Origin of the sequence: Nitrobacter sp. NHB1, from assembly GCF_036964665.1 — a bacterium.
Taxonomy (GTDB): Bacteria; Pseudomonadota; Alphaproteobacteria; order Rhizobiales; family Xanthobacteraceae; genus Nitrobacter.
This window is the reverse complement of record NZ_JBAMDA010000001.1, coordinates 2,832,041-2,847,419: the sequence shown is the minus strand read 5'-3', so window position 1 is coordinate 2,847,419 and position 15,379 is coordinate 2,832,041. Positions and strand designations below refer to the sequence as shown.

The 15,379-nt window shown below is 63.5% G+C and carries 16 protein-coding genes, 1 tRNA gene and 1 pseudogene; 10 read left to right on the top strand and 8 right to left on the bottom strand.

The annotated features are described in order from the left end of the window. Positions 1–164 precede the first annotated feature (164 nt). The 4 genes from fba to V4R08_RS13240 all read right to left on the bottom strand — a co-directional run bounded on the left by fba (position 165) and on the right by V4R08_RS13240 (position 3,807). The gene (fba, locus tag V4R08_RS13255) at positions 165–1,250 is read right to left on the bottom strand and encodes a class II fructose-bisphosphate aldolase (RefSeq protein ID WP_335579778.1); all 1,086 of its coding nucleotides are present in this window, start codon (positions 1,248–1,250) and stop codon (positions 165–167) included. Positions 1,251–1,371: 121 nt separating this feature from the next. Beyond that, positions 1,372–2,244: a phosphoribulokinase gene (locus V4R08_RS13250; RefSeq protein ID WP_335579777.1), complete on the bottom strand. Its 873-nt coding sequence runs from the start codon at positions 2,242–2,244 to the stop codon at positions 1,372–1,374. Positions 2,245–2,264: 20 nt separating this feature from the next. Next, the gene (locus V4R08_RS13245) at positions 2,265–3,302 is read right to left on the bottom strand and encodes a class 1 fructose-bisphosphatase (protein ID WP_335579776.1); all 1,038 of its coding nucleotides are present in this window, start codon (positions 3,300–3,302) and stop codon (positions 2,265–2,267) included. Between the two features lie 428 nt (positions 3,303–3,730). Continuing rightward, a tRNA-Pro gene (locus V4R08_RS13240) sits at positions 3,731–3,807 on the bottom strand. A 67-nt stretch (positions 3,808–3,874) separates the two neighbouring features. Here V4R08_RS13240 and V4R08_RS13235 point away from each other — a divergent pair. Next, on the top strand, positions 3,875–4,861 hold the full coding sequence (locus V4R08_RS13235; protein WP_335579775.1) for an L-threonylcarbamoyladenylate synthase: 987 nt from the start codon (positions 3,875–3,877) through the stop codon (positions 4,859–4,861). Positions 4,862–4,871: 10 nt separating this feature from the next. Further along, positions 4,872–6,308: an FAD-binding oxidoreductase gene (locus tag V4R08_RS13230; protein ID WP_335579774.1), complete on the top strand. Its 1,437-nt coding sequence runs from the start codon at positions 4,872–4,874 to the stop codon at positions 6,306–6,308. A 207-nt stretch (positions 6,309–6,515) separates the two neighbouring features. Here V4R08_RS13230 and V4R08_RS13225 read toward each other — a convergent pair. Beyond that, positions 6,516–7,282 (bottom strand): annotated as a pseudogene (locus V4R08_RS13225) (SOS response-associated peptidase). 63 nt (positions 7,283–7,345) lie between these two features. Between V4R08_RS13225 and V4R08_RS13220 the strand changes: the two are divergent. The 4 genes from V4R08_RS13220 to V4R08_RS13205 all read left to right on the top strand — a co-directional run bounded on the left by V4R08_RS13220 (position 7,346) and on the right by V4R08_RS13205 (position 9,310). Then, positions 7,346–7,858 (top strand): hypothetical protein, encoded by a 513-nt coding sequence (locus V4R08_RS13220; RefSeq protein WP_335579773.1) that lies wholly within the window; start codon positions 7,346–7,348, stop codon positions 7,856–7,858. Between the two features lie 100 nt (positions 7,859–7,958). After that, positions 7,959–8,390, top strand: a complete 432-nt coding sequence (locus tag V4R08_RS13215) for an NUDIX hydrolase (RefSeq protein WP_335579772.1) — start codon at positions 7,959–7,961, stop codon at positions 8,388–8,390. A 78-nt stretch (positions 8,391–8,468) separates the two neighbouring features. Continuing rightward, on the top strand, positions 8,469–8,846 hold the full coding sequence (locus V4R08_RS13210) for a TIGR02301 family protein (protein ID WP_335580286.1): 378 nt from the start codon (positions 8,469–8,471) through the stop codon (positions 8,844–8,846). Positions 8,847–9,043: 197 nt separating this feature from the next. Continuing rightward, complete coding sequence (locus V4R08_RS13205) at positions 9,044–9,310, top strand: hypothetical protein (protein ID WP_335579771.1); 267 nt, start codon at positions 9,044–9,046, stop codon at positions 9,308–9,310. 148 nt (positions 9,311–9,458) lie between these two features. On the opposite strand, the gene V4R08_RS13200 is transcribed toward V4R08_RS13205, so the two are convergent. After that, positions 9,459–10,793 (bottom strand): dihydroorotase, encoded by a 1,335-nt coding sequence (locus V4R08_RS13200; protein WP_335579770.1) that lies wholly within the window; start codon positions 10,791–10,793, stop codon positions 9,459–9,461. Between the two features lie 161 nt (positions 10,794–10,954). Here V4R08_RS13200 and ygfZ point away from each other — a divergent pair, with 161 nt between their 5' ends. The 4 genes from ygfZ to V4R08_RS13180 all read left to right on the top strand — a co-directional run bounded on the left by ygfZ (position 10,955) and on the right by V4R08_RS13180 (position 13,648). After that, positions 10,955–11,836: a CAF17-like 4Fe-4S cluster assembly/insertion protein YgfZ gene (gene ygfZ, locus V4R08_RS13195; protein ID WP_335579769.1), complete on the top strand. Its 882-nt coding sequence runs from the start codon at positions 10,955–10,957 to the stop codon at positions 11,834–11,836. Further along, positions 11,833–12,459 (top strand): DNA-3-methyladenine glycosylase I, encoded by a 627-nt coding sequence (locus tag V4R08_RS13190; RefSeq protein ID WP_335579768.1) that lies wholly within the window; start codon positions 11,833–11,835, stop codon positions 12,457–12,459. The genes ygfZ and V4R08_RS13190 overlap by 4 nt, the downstream gene beginning before the upstream one ends. Then, positions 12,456–13,067 carry a YfbR-like 5'-deoxynucleotidase gene (locus tag V4R08_RS13185; RefSeq protein WP_335579767.1) on the top strand — a complete coding sequence of 204 codons (612 nt, stop codon included), beginning with the start codon at positions 12,456–12,458 and terminating at the stop codon, positions 13,065–13,067. The genes V4R08_RS13190 and V4R08_RS13185 overlap by 4 nt, the downstream gene beginning before the upstream one ends. Positions 13,068–13,141: 74 nt before the next feature. Continuing rightward, positions 13,142–13,648 (top strand): tyrosine phosphatase family protein, encoded by a 507-nt coding sequence (locus V4R08_RS13180; protein ID WP_335580285.1) that lies wholly within the window; start codon positions 13,142–13,144, stop codon positions 13,646–13,648. A gap of 54 nt (positions 13,649–13,702) precedes the next feature. On the opposite strand, the gene V4R08_RS13175 is transcribed toward V4R08_RS13180, so the two are convergent. Together V4R08_RS13175 and V4R08_RS13170 are read right to left on the bottom strand one after the other, a co-directional pair. After that, entirely contained in the window at positions 13,703–14,473 is a 771-nt protein-coding gene (locus V4R08_RS13175; protein ID WP_335579766.1) for a gamma-glutamyl-gamma-aminobutyrate hydrolase family protein, read from the bottom strand. A 280-nt stretch (positions 14,474–14,753) separates the two neighbouring features. Beyond that, a complete protein-coding gene (locus V4R08_RS13170) occupies positions 14,754–15,344 on the bottom strand; it encodes a hypothetical protein (RefSeq protein ID WP_335579765.1) in 591 nt (196 codons plus the stop codon). Between the last annotated feature and the right edge of the window lie 35 nt (positions 15,345–15,379).

Sequence of the window (15,379 nt, the reverse complement as noted above, 5' to 3'; positions counted from 1 at the left end):
ATCGCACCGCCGCTCGGGGAGAAAAGCTCCGTCGCCATTCGAGACGACGGAGCAGTACATCCGGGGCTGGACGATCGGGAGGATGAATCGTCCCAGTTTTAACCGGATGGAATCATGTCACGAGGTGTAACGCGGGCCCTCGGGACGTGCGGTTCGAATCAAATTCACTCCGCCGCAACGGCCGTTTCACCGATACGCGGATCAAGTTTGCCGGCGCGATAAAGCTTGGCCATTTCGGACAACGGGATCACCCTGATCTTTGCGGCATTTCCGGCGGTGCCGAACTGTTCGAAGCGCTCGCGGCAAAGGTCGCGCATCGCATCCATCGCCGGTTTCAGGAACTTGCGTGGATCGAATTCGCTACTGTTGCTGGTCGCAACTTTCCGAAACACCGCCGTCATCGCCAGGCGGCAGTCGGTGTCGATGTTGACCTTGCGAACGCCATGCTTGATGCCGCGAACGATCTCCTCGACCGGCACGCCCCAGGTCTGCGGCATCTCGCCGCCGAACTTATTGAATTCATCCTGCAGATGCTGCGGCACCGAGGACGAGCCGTGCATCACCAGATGGGTATTGGGAAGGCGGCGGTGAATCTCCTCGACCACTTTCATGGCGAGAATGTCGCCGTCCGGCTTGCGCGAGAACTTGTAGGCGCCGTGCGAAGTGCCCATCGCGATCGCCAGGGCGTCGACCTTGGTCGCGCGGACGAAATCGACGGCCTGATCCGGATCGGTCAGCAATTGATCGTGGCTGACCGGGCCTTCGACGCCATGCCCGTCCTCCTGCTCGCCGCCGCCGTGTTCGAGCGAGCCGAGCACGCCCAGTTCGCCTTCCACCGAAGCGCCGACCCAGTGCGCCATGTCGACGACGCGGCGGGTGATATCGACGTTGTAATCGTAGTCCGCGGCGGTCTTGGCGTCGGCCTTGAGCGAGCCGTCCATCATCACCGAGGTGAAGCCGAACTTGATCGCGGTGGCGCAAGTCGCTTCCTCGTTGCCGTGATCCTGATGCATGCACAGCGGAATGTGCGGATACATCTGCTCCAGCGCATCGATCATTTTCGCCAGCATGATGTCGTTGGCGTAGGAACGCGCGCCACGCGAGGCCTGGAGGATGACCGGAGCGTCGACGGCGGCCGCCGCCTCCATGATGGCAAGCCCCTGCTCCATATTGTTGATGTTGAACGCCGGTACGCCGTAGCCGTGCTCTGCGGCATGATCCAGCAACTGTCTTAGAGTTATGCGCGCCATGTCGGTTCCCTCCCCATTTGGCTGCCCTGATAAGAAGTCGCGCTGAGCGCGATCATATTTTTAGTCACGCCCCGTTTCGACGCGGCCGAGGTTGCCGCTTGCTGAAATGCGATCGGTTCACTCATGCCCGCTTCTTCCGCTCGATGAGCTGAAGGATCAGCGGCGTCAGAATCAACTGCATCGCGAGATCCAGCTTGGACCCGTGAATGACAATCGAGTTCGCGCGCGACATGAAGCTGTTCGGGATCATCGACAGCAGGTACGGGAAGTCGATGCCGCGCGGGTTCTTGAGACGGATCACGACCATCGATTCGTCGGGCGTGGGTATCCACCGGGCGATGAACGGATTTGACGTATCCACCGTCGGCACGCGCTGGAAGTTGATGTCCGTCTCGGCGAACTGAGGACAGATATAGTTGACGTAATCCGGCATCCTCCGAAGGATGGTGTCGGTAACCGCCTCGGTGGAATAGCCCCGCGCGCTGCGATCCCGATGCAGCTTCTGGATCCATTCGAGATTGATTACGGGAACAACGCCGATCTTGAGATCCGCATATTGGGCGACATTCACCTTGTCGGTCACGACCGCCCCGTGCAGACCTTCGTAAAATAACAGGTCCGAGTTCTCGGGCAGCGGCCGCCAGTCGGTGAACGTCCCGGGTGGGACCCCGTGCTTCGCGGATTCCACATCGTCGTGGATATAGTAACGCGTGTTGCCGGTTCCGGTTTCGCTATAGCTCCGGAACACAGTCTCCAGTTCGGCGAACAAATTGGTGTCGGGACTGAAGTGACTGAAATGCTTGTTGCCCCGATCCGATTCCTCGGCCATTTGGGTGCGCATTTCGACACGATTGTAACGGTGGAACGCGTCTCCTTCGATATAGGCGGCGACGACATTCTCGCGGCGGAAAATCTGCTCGAAAGTCCGCTTGACGGATGTCGTGCCTGCGCCCGACGAACCCGTGATTGAAATGATTGGATGCTTCCTGGACACGATTGCGACAGCCCTTCAATTCAAACGCGAAACAGGCCGCGATACCCGAACAACGGCGCATTTGCTTCCAAAGCGACGTCGGGGACCGTGTGCATGTGTTCAAGCCGCTGGACGTTCTTGATCGAACCCATGATCAGTGGAACTCGCTGATGGAGGCTGTGGGGCACGATATCGAGAATTCGTTTTCGTCCGGTGGAGGCGCCACCGCCCGCTTGCTCGATGATGAATGCCATCGGATGCGCCTCGTAGACCAGGCGCAGGCGCCCTTCTTCGTAGCCATCCCGAGCATCACCGGGATAGAGGAAGATGCCGCCGCGAATGAGAATGCGGAAAGCCTCCGCGACCAGCGAGCCGATCCAGCGCATGTTGAAATCCTTGCCGCCCGGTCCATCGGCTCCCATGAGGCATTCATCGATATAGGCGCGAACCGGTAAATCCCAGTGCCTCCTGTTCGAGGTGTTGGCCGCGAACTCGCTTGCATCCGCCGGGATCTGCATCATCGATCCCGTGAGCTTGAACACCCTCTCGACGCGATCGAGCGTAAAGATATCGACACCCTGCCCGAGGGTAAGGACGAGAGAGGTTTGTGGGCCGTAGACAACGAAACCAGCCGCAAGCTGCGCGCTGCCGGCCTGGGTAAAGGCGGCGCTGGCATCGGGCGGCGTGGGCATGATTGAAAAAATCGTGCCCACCGACATGTTCGTGTTGATGTTCGACGAGCCATCCAGCGGATCGAACGCAACGCTGATCGGCGCGCCCGGATTCAGAATGTCCAGTCCCGCCATTTCCTCCGAGGCAAGCACGGCGATCGGCAGGGCACTGAGAGCGTCGCGGATGATTTGATCGGCGCGAACATCGAGATCCTTCTGAACATCCCCGTCGCTGTTGCGTCCTTGTGCCTCTCCGGTGATCCCGGCCAAGGCGCCGCGGCACGTCAGATCGGAAATATCGATCGCAGCCTGCGCAAGCGCAGCCACGGCTTCCTTCACTGCCTGGCGAAGCGGATCCGGCCCCGCTTCTGCGTCCATCCTGTTCTGCAGTGTCAGCTCTCGGCTCATTCAGTTGCCTCCCCTCGGCCATGATCGGCAGACTGTCGATTTGCCGTTTTCCAGAGCGTTGATGATGTTTGACTCGTTACACGTAGTAAGTACAATTTCAATATCCTTCATCGAACCAAAATTCTTCTTATATGATCCCGAATTCTTCATTATATGATCGCGTTTGACCCAACCCGCGGTCACGCTCCAGCTTCGGTCAACGCTTCGGATGCGACCGCATCGAAAGGCCGGAGTCCACGCATATCGAGGTCTTAAAACCGGGAATGCATTCGCGTCCGCCTCGACCGGCGATCCGACCCGTATACGAGCACTAGCGCCTAGCATACCGCCCAAATACGCGTGACAGGTCAATTCGTCGCGCGCGGCGTTGCGCGGCCGATGCATCGAAATTATAAGTCATTGAAATAACGGTCGGAGTGGCGAAATAATGGTCGGAGTGGCAGGATTCGAACCTGCGACCCCTGCGTCCCGAACGCAGTGCTCTACCGGGCTGAGCCACACTCCGACAAGACGCGGCTTATAGCCTTGGGTTTCGCGCACCGCAAGAAGCTGAATCGAGAGCCGAGATTCCCATGGCCGTGGACCTGACAACGCAGATTCGACCGGCCGGCGAGGCCGCGACGGCGGCAGCCGCGCGGGTGCTCCGCGACGGCGGGCTGGTCGCGTTCCCCACCGAGACGGTCTACGGGCTCGGCGCCGACGCCGCCAATGCGGAAGCCGTCGCGCGACTTTACCAGGCCAAGGGCAGGCCCGCATTCAATCCGCTGATCGCCCATGTCGGCGATCTCGCCGCCGCGCAACGGATCGCCCGGTTCGATGCAACGGCCCTCGCGCTCGCCAGCGCACTCTGGCCAGGCCCGCTGACGCTGGTGCTGCCGAAGGCCCCACGCTGCTCGGTGGCCGATCTTGCCACCGCGGGCCTCGGCACGATCGCGCTGCGGGTTCCCGCCCACCCGGTGGCGCGCGATATCCTGCGCGGATTCGGCGGCGCGGTCGTCGCGCCGTCCGCCAACCTGTCCGGCCATGTCTCGCCGACGACAGCGGCGCATGTGCAGAGCGATCTCGCGGGGCGGATCGACCTCATCGTCGATGGCGGACCGGTCGAGGTCGGGGTCGAATCCACCATCGTCGGCTGTTTCGACCGGCCGACATTGCTGCGTCCCGGCGGAATTCCGCGCGCCGACATCGAGCGCGTGCTCGGCAGCACTCTGGCGCCGCCCGATCCCGGCGCGGCCGATGGACAACCGCTGGCGTCGGGGATGCTGGCCTCACACTACGCGCCGCGCGCCAGGGTGCGGCTCAATGCCGCCAGCCTTAGGTGCGGCGAGGCGCTGCTGGCCTTCGGCCCAGTCGATCCGGCGGGCATCGACACCGCGGCCGCCGTGATGAATCTGTCCGAGCGCGGCGATCTCAAGGAGGCCGCGACCAATCTTTTCGGCTATCTTCGCGCCCTCGACGCCAGCGGCGCGCAGACCATCGCGGTGATGCCGGTTCCCGACGACGGACTCGGGGAAGCCATCAACGACCGGCTGCGCCGCGCCGCCGCGCCGCAAGGCTGATCGGCACTCCATGACTATCGCTCCGCCAAAAACCGCGCTGCCGCCGCTGTCGCCCGATCTGATCGCGCGCTTTGCGGCCATCGTCGGCGACAAATACGCGGTGACCGACGCCAGCGAGCTGGCGCAATACCTCACCGAGGAGCGCAACCTGTTTCATGGCCGCTCCCCGCTGGTGCTGCGCCCCGCATCAACAGTAGAGGTGTCCGCGATCTGCAAGCTCGCGACCGAACACCGGATCGCGCTGGTGCCGCAGGGCGGCAATACCGGTCTCGTCGGCGGACAGACGCCGCACAACAGCGAGGTGGTGGTCTCAACGCGGCGGATGGACAAAATCCGCGAGATCGATACCGCGTCCAACACCATGACGGTCGAGGCCGGCGCGGTGCTGCAGACCGTCCAGCGGCGCGCCAGCGAGGCCGATCGCTTGTTTCCCCTGTCGCTCGCCGCCGAGGGAAGCTGCACCATCGGCGGCAATCTCTCGACCAATGCCGGCGGCACCGGCGCGCTGGCGTTCGGCGTGGCGCGCGACCTGGCGCTCGGCCTCGAAGTGGTGCTGGCCGACGGCCGCATCCTCAACGGCCTGTCGAAGCTGAAAAAGGACAATACCGGCTACGACCTGCGCAACCTGTTCATCGGCGCCGAGGGCACGCTCGGCATCATCACCGCCGCGGTCCTGAAGCTGTTTCCAACACCGCGCGCGGTGGAAACCGCCTTTGTCGGCCTGACATCGCCGGCCGATGCCCTGAAACTGCTGGCCATCTCTCAGGCCGAAGCCGCCGGCAGCCTGACCAGCTTCGAGTTGCTCGCCGAGACCTGCGTCGACATGTGCGTCAAGCACGGCGCCGACGTCCGCGATCCCCTTCAAAACCGTCATCCCTGGTACGTGCTGATGGAAATCTCGTCGTCGCGCGACGATGCCCGCGCCATGCTGGAAGCCATTCTCGGGCGCGGCATGGCGGACGGCATCGTCGAGGATGCGGTGATCGCGGCCAGTCTTCAACAGCGCGCGGCGTTCTGGAAACTGCGCGAGACGATCTCGCCGACGCAGAAGCGGGAGGGCGGCTCGATCAAGCACGATATCTCGGTGCCGGTCGCCGCCGTGCCCGCCTTCATCGCCGAGGCCGATGCCGCCGTGAAGAAGCTCATTCCGGGCGCGCGTCCGGTCCCGTTCGGCCACCTCGGAGACGGCAACATCCACTACAACGTCAGCCAGCCCGTGGGCAGGATGACGGCGCAGGAATTTCTCGATCGATGGCACGACGTCAATGCCGTCGTCTTCGCCATCGCGCTGCGGATGGGCGGCTCGATTTCCGCCGAGCACGGTATCGGCGTGCTGAAGCGCGATGACCTGCCCGGCGTGAAGGACAAGACGGCGATCGAATTGATGCGCGGCATCAAGGCGCTGCTCGATCCTCTCGGCATCATGAATCCGGGCAAGGTGCTGTAACCGGGTTCGCAAAGGTTGTGTTCGCGACATGGCTCAACAGCGGCAAGCCCGACGCTTGATAGCGCGGGATAAAAGGAGTTTGAATCATCGTCATTGCGAGGAGCGCAAGCGACGAAGCAATCCAGTCTTTCGAAGTGACTCCTGGATTGCTTCGCTTCGCTCGCAATGACGGGGAAGCTGATCTGACCTCAATTCATCACTGGCGGGTCAAAACAACGATCCCTGACCGTCGTCGCCAGAGGCCACAGGCGCAGCTTTGCGCGCTATGGCCTTCTTTGTGACCTTCGACGCCTCGGCTTCCGCCTGCTCCTCGGAGATCGGCAGCAGCAGTTGCGCGTCGTCGTTGGCGACACGGTTCACGCGCGTCGACACCTCATGCCAGACGAATGCGCCGTCATCCGGCGCACGCAGCAACCGCATGGCCGCTCCGGCGTCGGTGGCATCGCCGTCGAGCCAGCGCGCGTAATCCTGAGGCGCGATCACCACTGGCACTCGCGGGTGCAGGATCGCGAGAGCGCCGCGCGCCGCCGTGGTAACGATGGCGACGGTATCGAGTTCCTCGCCGTTCGGCCCGACCCAGGTCTCGGAAAGTCCCGCGAAGGCAATCAACCCGCCGTTGTGCGGCCGGATGAAGAACGGCCGCTTGCGCCCCTCCGATTGATGCCATTCGTAGTATCCGTCGACTGGCAACAGGCAGCGGCGACGTTTCATTGCGTTTTTGAAAGCGGGCTTGTCCAGCACCGTCTCGGCGCGGGCGTTGATGACGAGGGCGAACTGCCGGGGCTCCCTGACCCAGGCCGGAATCAGGCCCCACCGCATCAGGCGAAAATGCCGGCCGCCATTCTCGCGGATAACCACCGGAACCGGCTGAGTCGGCGCAATATTATACCGGCCGGGAAATTCGGCTGTTCGGCGTAGCCAAAAGCCTGACGCATCGCCTCCGGCGGCGACAGGATCACGTAGCGTCCACACATTTCGTCATCCAAACAGGTGCGACATTCAGTCCGTTTTAATCCCGGCGTCCAACACTGGGACGAATGACATCGACGGCCGACGAATCATCCCTCTCTCCGGCGATCGCGACGCAGACCGACCTGAACAGGGCCGGCAGGGCGGCCATGCTGTCGGCCGCCAACATCAACCCGCAAACGGGTCTTGCGACCGACTATCTCAATCATTTCAACGAAGCCATCATGATGCTCGAGATGATTCCGGACATCCCCGATTGCGCTGAGGATTTCCTGAGCTGGCAACCCCTGACTTACCGCGAGCATTTCATGGCCTCTAATTTCAAGGCGCGCGATCTCGCGATCGAGGCCTATGATCAGGCCGCCCCCGACATTCGCGCCAAATTCGACAAGCTGACCGCCACCATGACCTTCATCCTGACCGCCGTGGCTTCGGCGATGCAGCAAGCCCGTCAGGACAAGACCCGCGCAGCGCTGGCGACCGAGGCGTCCGGCTGGGTCAAGCCGCTGGTCGCACGGGCCGGCGGCATCATCAACGGACAGGGTGGCGAAGCCGACGTCGATTATATCATGAGCCACTAGAGTCTGATCCAACTGCGTTGAATCAGACTCTAGCCCTTACCCTTTTGATTGAGCATGATCTTATCCGAAAACTGTTTCCACTTTTCGGGATCATGCCCTGATGCCGCCGGTTCCGCCCGCGCCGCCTCAAAGACCCCGGCTCGCCGTCAGCGCCGCGATCTTTCGCGACGGCAAGATTTTACTGGTGCGCCGCGCCCGGCCACCCGGCAGGGGCTTGCATTCCCTGCCCGGCGGGCGCGTCGAATTCGGCGAGACCATGGCCGAGGCACTGCATCGCGAGGTGGCCGAGGAAACCGGCCTCACGGTCGAGATCGTCGGTCTCGCGGGCTGGCGGGAGGTGATTCCGACCCAACCCGGCCACGGACATTACCTGGTGATGTCGTTTGCGGCGCGCTGGATCGCCGGCGAGCCCGTTCTCAACGACGAACTCGACGCCTTCCGTTGGGTCGCCCCGGAACTGCCGGGCGATCTGCGGCTCACCGAGGGGCTGCAAACCATCATCGATTCGGCGCGGCGGCTCGTCGGCGCTTGAGCCGTGGCGTCGAAAGCCCTACGCCGACTTGCTTCCATCGCATTGAAAAGGCATATCACGACGGATTCTGGACCCTTTATGCGCAAATCGGTTTTTGCCGTTGTTCTGGTGACTGCACTCTGTGGCGCGCTGCCCGCGCGCGCGCAGGAAGGGGCTGCGCCGTTCGACGGCGACCTGCAGCGGCTGGCCGAGATCCTCGGCACGCTGCATTATCTGCGCGGCATCTGCGGCGCCAACGAAGGCGCGAAATGGCGCAATGAAATGCAGGCCCTGATCGACGCCGAAACGCCTTCCGGCGAGCGCCGCGCCAGAATGATCGCTGGCTTCAACCGCGGCTATAACGGATTCCAGCAGACCTACCGGGTCTGCACGCCGGCCGCGAATGTCGCCATCCGCCGCTATATCGCGGAAGGCGCGAAGATTTCCCGCGACCTGACCGCCAGATACGCAAACTGATCTCCGGCCTGTCGCACATTAGGCCCGCGGACCCGCATCTCAGGTTCTTTTCGATTTCCACTGAATGCCTCCCGGATTCCGCGTCAAATACGAAAAGCCGCGTTAACCTTTCTTAAAGAACTGGCTGTCCGGCCCCGATTCGCGTGCTAAACCACGGCCGTTAAGCGCTTCGTTTCGTCAAACGCCCCGGAATTTTCATGCGCCAGCCATTTGCATTCAGCCCGGCCCGCGATCCGCTGCCCGATCAGGAGCAGAAACAGGCTGCGCTGAGTTACCTCAACGAAGCGTGGGCCGAGGCGCGGCATGACGGCGTCGACGGCGATTGTCTGGCGCAGGCGAGCTTGTTTGCGGCTTTCGCGGAACTCGTCAGTACCTATGGCGAGGACGCCGTGGCGACGTTCGTCGAAGGTCTTGCGGGCCGCGTCCGGAACGGCGAGTTCTCCATCGCGCTCGCGAAGCAATAAACCCCGGTCTGGCTTCTATAGCGTTCATGTTTGACGGAAGCTTTGAATGTCATTGCCGGGCTTGACCCGGCAATCCATCCTCCTTCAAAGAGATGGATGCGCGGATCAAGTCCGCGCATGACGCGTCATTCGTCAAAGCAAAAAGACTTTAAGGTTTCAGCGTCTCCATGAAGCGCACCGGTTCGCCCGTGGATGCCGTCGCCAGTTCGCCCTGCCACATCACGCGGCGGCCGCGCACGAAAGTACCGACCGGCCAGCCCGTCACGTCAACACCGTCATAGGGCGTCCAGCCTGCGCGCGACGCCACCCATTCGTTGGTGATGGTCTCGGTCCGCTTGAGATCGACCACGGTGAAGTCGGCATCATAGCCGGCCGCGATCCGCCCCTTGCAGGCGATGTTGAACAGCCGCGCCGGCCCGGCGCTGGTGAGGTCGACAAAGCGCGCCAGCGACAGCCGGTCCGCATTGACGTGATCCAGCATCAACGGCACCAGCGTCTGCACACCGGTCATCCCCGACGGCGATGCGGGATAGGTCTTCCGCTTTTCTTCCAGCGTGTGCGGCGCGTGATCGGAGCCGAGCACGTCGATGATGCCCTGCTTGATGCCTTTCCAGATGCCGGCGCGATGACCGGCATCGCGCACCGGCGGATTCATCTGCGCCAGCGTGCCCAACCGCTCGTAGCATCCGGGCGCGGCCATCGTCAGATGATGCGGCGTCGCCTCGCAGGAGGCGACATCCTTATGGTCGCGCAGATATTCGATCTCCTCGCGGGTCGAGATATGCAGCACATGAATGCGCTTTCCGGTCTCGCGGGCGAGAGTGACGAGCCGCTGCGTCGCCAGCAGCGCGGCGGTCTCGTCGCGCCACACCGGATGCGAGCGCGGGTCGCCCTCGATACGCAATCCCTTGCGATCGTTGAGGCGGTACTCGTCCTCGGCGTGAAACGACGCGCGACGGCGAATCACCTTGAAGATTTTTCGCAGGCTGTCGTCGTCCTCGACCAGCAGCGCGCCGGTGGACGATCCGATGAACACCTTGACGCCGGCGCAGCCCGGCGCGCGCTCCAGATCGGGCAGGTCCTGCACGTTCTCGCGGGTGCCGCCGATGAAGAAAGCGAAGTCGCAATGCATCCGATGGTGACCCGCCCTCACCTTCGCGGTGAACGTCTCCTCGGTCACGGTCAGCGGATTAGTGTTCGGCATCTCGAACACTGCGGTCACGCCGCCCATCACGGCGCTGCGCGAACCGGTTTCGAGATCTTCCTTGTGCGTCAGCCCCGGCTCGCGGAAATGCACCTGGGTGTCGATCACGCCGGGCAGGATATGCAGCCCCCGGCAGTCGATCACCTCGCCCGCGTCGGCGTGGCCCAGCCCGCCGATGGCGGCGATGCGGCCGTCGGAAACAGCGATGTCGGCAACGCCCTCGCCGTCCTGATTGACGATGGTGCCCGATCTCAGAATCACGTCAAATGTCTTGGTCATCGTTCCCGACAGCTTTTTCCGCACGCCGCGGCGCCACGCGGACCTTGTTGCCGGCACCTTAGCGGCTTACGTTCCGAAGCGAAATCCGGCACGCAGGTTTCCCCGGGACACTGCACAAGACCGACAAGAAAACAACGCCCGGCCAAGACAAGAGAAGTATCATGAAAGCAGCGTTTCTTCCCGACCGGGGAGTGGTCAAGGTTAGCGGCGACGACGCACGCAATTTTCTCAACGGTCTCGTGACCACGGACGTGACCAAGGTCCAGCCGGGGTTCGGGCGGTTCGGCGCGCTGCTGACGCCGCAGGGCAAGATCACGTTCGATTTCCTCATCACCGAAGCGCAGCCCGGCCACGGAGGCGGCTTTCTGATCGACTGCCCGTTGCCGCTGGCGCAGCCGCTCGCGACCAAGCTCGGCTTCTACAAGCTGCGCGCCAAGGTCACGGTCGACAACATCTCCAGCACGCTCGGCGTGCTGGCAGCCTGGGACGGCGAGCCCGCCATGAAGCCGGACCTGACCTTCGCCGACCCGCGTAGTGACAAGCTCGGCTGGCGTGTTCTCGCGCCGGAGGAACTCGCAGCCCGGGCGGCCACTGTGATCGGCGCCGAACTGGTCGAAAGCGCCGACTACGAGGCTCACCGGATCGCAGCGGGCGTGCCGAGCGGCGGAACAGATTTCATGTTCGGCGACGCCTTTCCGCATGAAGCCAACATGGACCGGCTGCACGGCGTCGATTTCGACAAGGGCTGCTATGTCGGTCAGGAAGTGGTTTCGCGCATGGAGCATCGCGGCACCGCGCGCAGCCGGATTGTGCGAGTGCTCTTCGACGATGCCACGCCGGAGGCCGGCACGGCCGTCGTCGCGGCTGACAAGCCGGTGGGCACCATGGGATCAACGGCCGCGGGCCACGGTCTCGCGCTGCTGCGGCTGGATCGCGCCGCGGACGCCATCGAGGCCGGGATTGCCTTGACCGCGGGCGGCATTCCGGTCCGTGTCGCCGATCCGGACGACCTGAAGCTCCCGGCGAAGACGACCATTGCATGACGCAATCCGCGCGCCTGCATGCCGACGGCGTGATGCGCTGTCCGTGGCCCGGCGACGACCTGCTCTACCTCGCCTATCACGACACCGAGTGGGGTATACCCGAATATGACGATCGCGCGCTGTTCGAAAAGCTGATCCTCGACGGCTTTCAGGCGGGCCTGTCGTGGATCACGATTTTGCGCAAGCGCGACAATTTTCGCCGCGCCTTCGACGATTTCAATCCCGAGACAATCGCCCGCTACGGCGAGAACAAGATCCACGCGCTGATGAACGATGCCGGCATCGTGCGCAATCGGGCAAAAATCGGGGGCGCCGTCACCAGCGCGAAATCCTATCTGGCGATCATGGAGCAGGGTCCGGGCTTTTCCGCATTGCTGTGGGATTTCATGGACGGCAAGCCAAAGATCAATCGGTTCAAGACCACGGCGAGCGTACCGGCCTCGACGGCGCTCTCGATCAGGATATCGAAGGAACTGGCGGCGCGCGGATTCAAGTTCGTCGGACCCACGATCGTGTATGCCTTCATGCAGGCGACCGGCATGGTCAACGACCATCTGGTGACCTGCCATTGCCATGAGACATGCGGCAGGCAGACGCGCAAACCGCGTCTCAAGACGACATGACGGCACGGGCCGCCCCAAAAGCCGCGCCGCGCGCATGGCAGCGGATGCTGTCCGGCCGGCGGCTCGACCTGCTCGACCCCTCGCCGCTCGACATCGAGATCGCGGATATCGCGCATGGCCTCGCTCGGGTCGCGCGATGGAACGGCCAGACCCGCGGCGCGCACATTTTCTCGGTCGCGCAGCACACGCTGCTGGTCGAGGCCGTGATGCGCGAGCACGCGCCGCGCGTCGATATCCGGGTGCGGCTGGCGGCGCTGCTGCACGACGCGCCGGAATATGTCATCGGCGATATGATCTCGCCGTTCAAGGCGGTGATCGGCGGTTCCTACAAGGTGGTGGAGAAGCGGCTGTTGTCGGCGATCCATATCCGCTTCGGACTGCCGCCGGCGCTGCCCGCCGACATCGAACGGCAGATCAAGGATGCCGACATAGGCGCAGCCTATCTCGAAGCGACACACCTCGCAGGCTTCGCGGAAGCCGAGGCCAGACGCCTGTTCGGCACCGACCCCGGCCTGCCGGCGGCGATGATCGACGACTATCTAACGCCGTGGTCAGCCAGCAAGGCCGAAAAGCGGTTCCTGGCGCGATTCAAGAGCCTGCACGTTTGATCGTATCGGCGCTCGTAGACCGGCTTTCGTACGCGAAGGCATGGGCCTATAATTTCGGAAAACTCAGGGACACCATGATCCACGTCTGCTCGCTTGCCGCGCTTGCCGAAACCGTGAGAACCACGGGCGCCAGTCATATCCTCACCGTGATGGCCAACGTCGATCAGGTGCGGCGTCCGACGTCCGTTCTCGAAGCCAATCATCTGAAGGTGTCGATGGACGACATCGACGAGCCCGCGGACGGCTTCGTCGCGCCGAACGACGGCCATATCCTGCAGCTTCTCGCCTTTGTGCGCGGCTGGGATCGCAAGGCGCCGCTGGTCGTGCATTGCTACGCCGGGATCAGCCGCTCGTCCGCGAGCGCTTTCACCGCCGCCTGCGCGCTCAACCCGCATCGCGACGAGGTCTCCATCGCACGGCAAATCCGCGCAGTTTCGCCGATCGCGCAGCCGAACCGCCTGATCGTGGCGCTGGCGGACAAAGTCCTCGGCCGCGAGGGACGGATGCTGCGGGCACTCGATGCGATGGGACCCGGCAACATGACGATCGAAGGCCGGCCGTTCCGCGTCGATCTGGAATAGGTGTTAACAGTCTGCGCCCGTCCGGCCCCGATCCGCCGTCGCGCAGCGTCGCGATCAGGCCGCGCGTCGCCGCGCAAGCAGCGCCTCTCCGAACGCTTCAAACAGCGCCCGATTGACCGGATTGCGTTGCGGATCGTATTCGGCGTGCCATTGCACACCGAGCGCGAACGCCGGCGCATCCGCGATGCGGATCGCCTCGATGGTGCCGTCCTCGGCCACGCCCTCGACGACGACACGCTTGCCGGGTTCGAGGATGGCCTGGCCGTGCAGCGAATTGACTCGGATGGTCTCGCGGCCGAGCAATCGCGCGAACACTCCGCCCCGGACGAGACGGACCTCATGGCGGTCAGCGAACACCACGGTCATATCCGGATGAATGTCGCCGTTCTCAAGCCGCGCCATCCGATGATTCAGGCGTCCCGGCAATTCGCGAATCTCCGGATGCAGCGAACCGCCGAATGCGACGTTCATCTCCTGGACGCCGCGGCAGATGCCGAAGATCGGGACGCCGCGGGTTACACAGGCTTCCGCCAACGACAATGCGAGACCGTCGCGGTTGACGTCGTAAGGCTCATGCCGGGGATTTGGCTCGGCGCGGAAACGGCTCGGATGGACATTGGCGCGCGCACCCGCCAGCACGACACCGTCGACCACATCGAGCAGCGCTCCGATCTCGGTAATCTCCGGACAGCCCGCGAACATCAGCGGCAGCGCACCGGCGACCTCCGAAACCGCCCGCAGGTTCCGCTCGCTGACCATCTGCACCTCGAACCGGTTCTCGACGCGGTGCGAACTCCCGATCATGCCTACCACCGGCTTTCTCATCGCCAGACACCCAACGCTGTCAGCGGGCCGTCGATCCGGATATGCATTTTAGGGTTTTTCGCGGAGGGAGCGGCTCGCGGCAAATCGATTCCGACAGATTGTTTTGACGATCATGCCTCCCGACCGAATCCGGATCAACAGCTTAAGATTGACGCCAGCTATGCCCGCTGATCGGGGACGGCCGCCGCACGCCGCTCATGGCAGACGATTTGCGCCGTAAAAGGCGGGCCGCCACGCGTGAGGCTACAAACCCGGCACGAGTCGATGCGCACGGCCGGAATTACTCGGTGGAAGGGCGAAGCCCCAAGGCGCCTTCGACCTTGGCCGGCTTCGCTTCCGGCTTGACGGGGTCGAGCCTGGCGCTTTCGACCCGCGGGGTTTCGACACGCGCGGTCACCTCCGTCTTCGACGCGTCGGCCGTGCGCGAACGATGCCGACGGGCGCGCGGGCGCGCGGCGGCACGCGCCAACAGCATCTGCCTGCCGCCCTGATGGTTGAAATCGCAATAGGCGAAGCCCATGCCGGAAACCGAACCGCGGAAGCTGCGATCGCTCTTCTTGTCGAGGTTGAAGCACGGCTCGAACGGGAGGCCCTTGATCGATGCGCAAACGGACTGACCATGCACCTGAAGCGTATTACTCGGCAGCCTCATGTGGCGAACCGGACCCTCGCCGCTGAACTGCACCGCGCCGGCCGCGCCGCCGTCCTCGAACACCCGGCCGGCGCCGCGCGTGCCATCGAAGCAGGTGAAGGCGAAAACCTTGCCGGCTACGAACCGCCTGGCCTCGTCGGCATTCATCACCTGACCGGCCATTGCCGGTACCGCGATCGCACCTGCAACCAGGGCTCCTGACACGAAACGCGTGAGCATACTGCAACTCCGACAGACTTGAGCGCGGGTAACCA

Excerpts from the sequence above, each read along its gene's own strand:
- fba (WP_335579778.1), bottom strand. The coding sequence starts at position 1,250 with ATGGCGCGCATAACTCTAAGACAGTTGCTGGATCATGCCGCAGAGCAC.
- V4R08_RS13245 (WP_335579776.1), bottom strand. The coding sequence starts at position 3,302 with ATGAGCCGAGAGCTGACACTGCAGAACAGGATGGACGCAGAAGCGGGG.
- V4R08_RS13235 (WP_335579775.1), top strand. The coding sequence starts at position 3,875 with ATGGCCGTGGACCTGACAACGCAGATTCGACCGGCCGGCGAGGCCGCG.
- V4R08_RS13230 (WP_335579774.1), top strand. The coding sequence starts at position 4,872 with ATGACTATCGCTCCGCCAAAAACCGCGCTGCCGCCGCTGTCGCCCGAT.
- V4R08_RS13220 (WP_335579773.1), top strand. The coding sequence starts at position 7,346 with ATGACATCGACGGCCGACGAATCATCCCTCTCTCCGGCGATCGCGACG.
- V4R08_RS13215 (WP_335579772.1), top strand. The coding sequence starts at position 7,959 with ATGCCGCCGGTTCCGCCCGCGCCGCCTCAAAGACCCCGGCTCGCCGTC.
- V4R08_RS13210 (WP_335580286.1), top strand. The coding sequence starts at position 8,469 with ATGCGCAAATCGGTTTTTGCCGTTGTTCTGGTGACTGCACTCTGTGGC.
- V4R08_RS13205 (WP_335579771.1), top strand. The coding sequence starts at position 9,044 with ATGCGCCAGCCATTTGCATTCAGCCCGGCCCGCGATCCGCTGCCCGAT.
- V4R08_RS13200 (WP_335579770.1), bottom strand. The coding sequence starts at position 10,793 with ATGACCAAGACATTTGACGTGATTCTGAGATCGGGCACCATCGTCAAT.
- ygfZ (WP_335579769.1), top strand. The coding sequence starts at position 10,955 with ATGAAAGCAGCGTTTCTTCCCGACCGGGGAGTGGTCAAGGTTAGCGGC.
- V4R08_RS13190 (WP_335579768.1), top strand. The coding sequence starts at position 11,833 with ATGACGCAATCCGCGCGCCTGCATGCCGACGGCGTGATGCGCTGTCCG.
- V4R08_RS13185 (WP_335579767.1), top strand. The coding sequence starts at position 12,456 with ATGACGGCACGGGCCGCCCCAAAAGCCGCGCCGCGCGCATGGCAGCGG.
- V4R08_RS13180 (WP_335580285.1), top strand. The coding sequence starts at position 13,142 with ATGATCCACGTCTGCTCGCTTGCCGCGCTTGCCGAAACCGTGAGAACC.
- V4R08_RS13175 (WP_335579766.1), bottom strand. The coding sequence starts at position 14,473 with ATGAGAAAGCCGGTGGTAGGCATGATCGGGAGTTCGCACCGCGTCGAG.
- V4R08_RS13170 (WP_335579765.1), bottom strand. The coding sequence starts at position 15,344 with ATGCTCACGCGTTTCGTGTCAGGAGCCCTGGTTGCAGGTGCGATCGCG.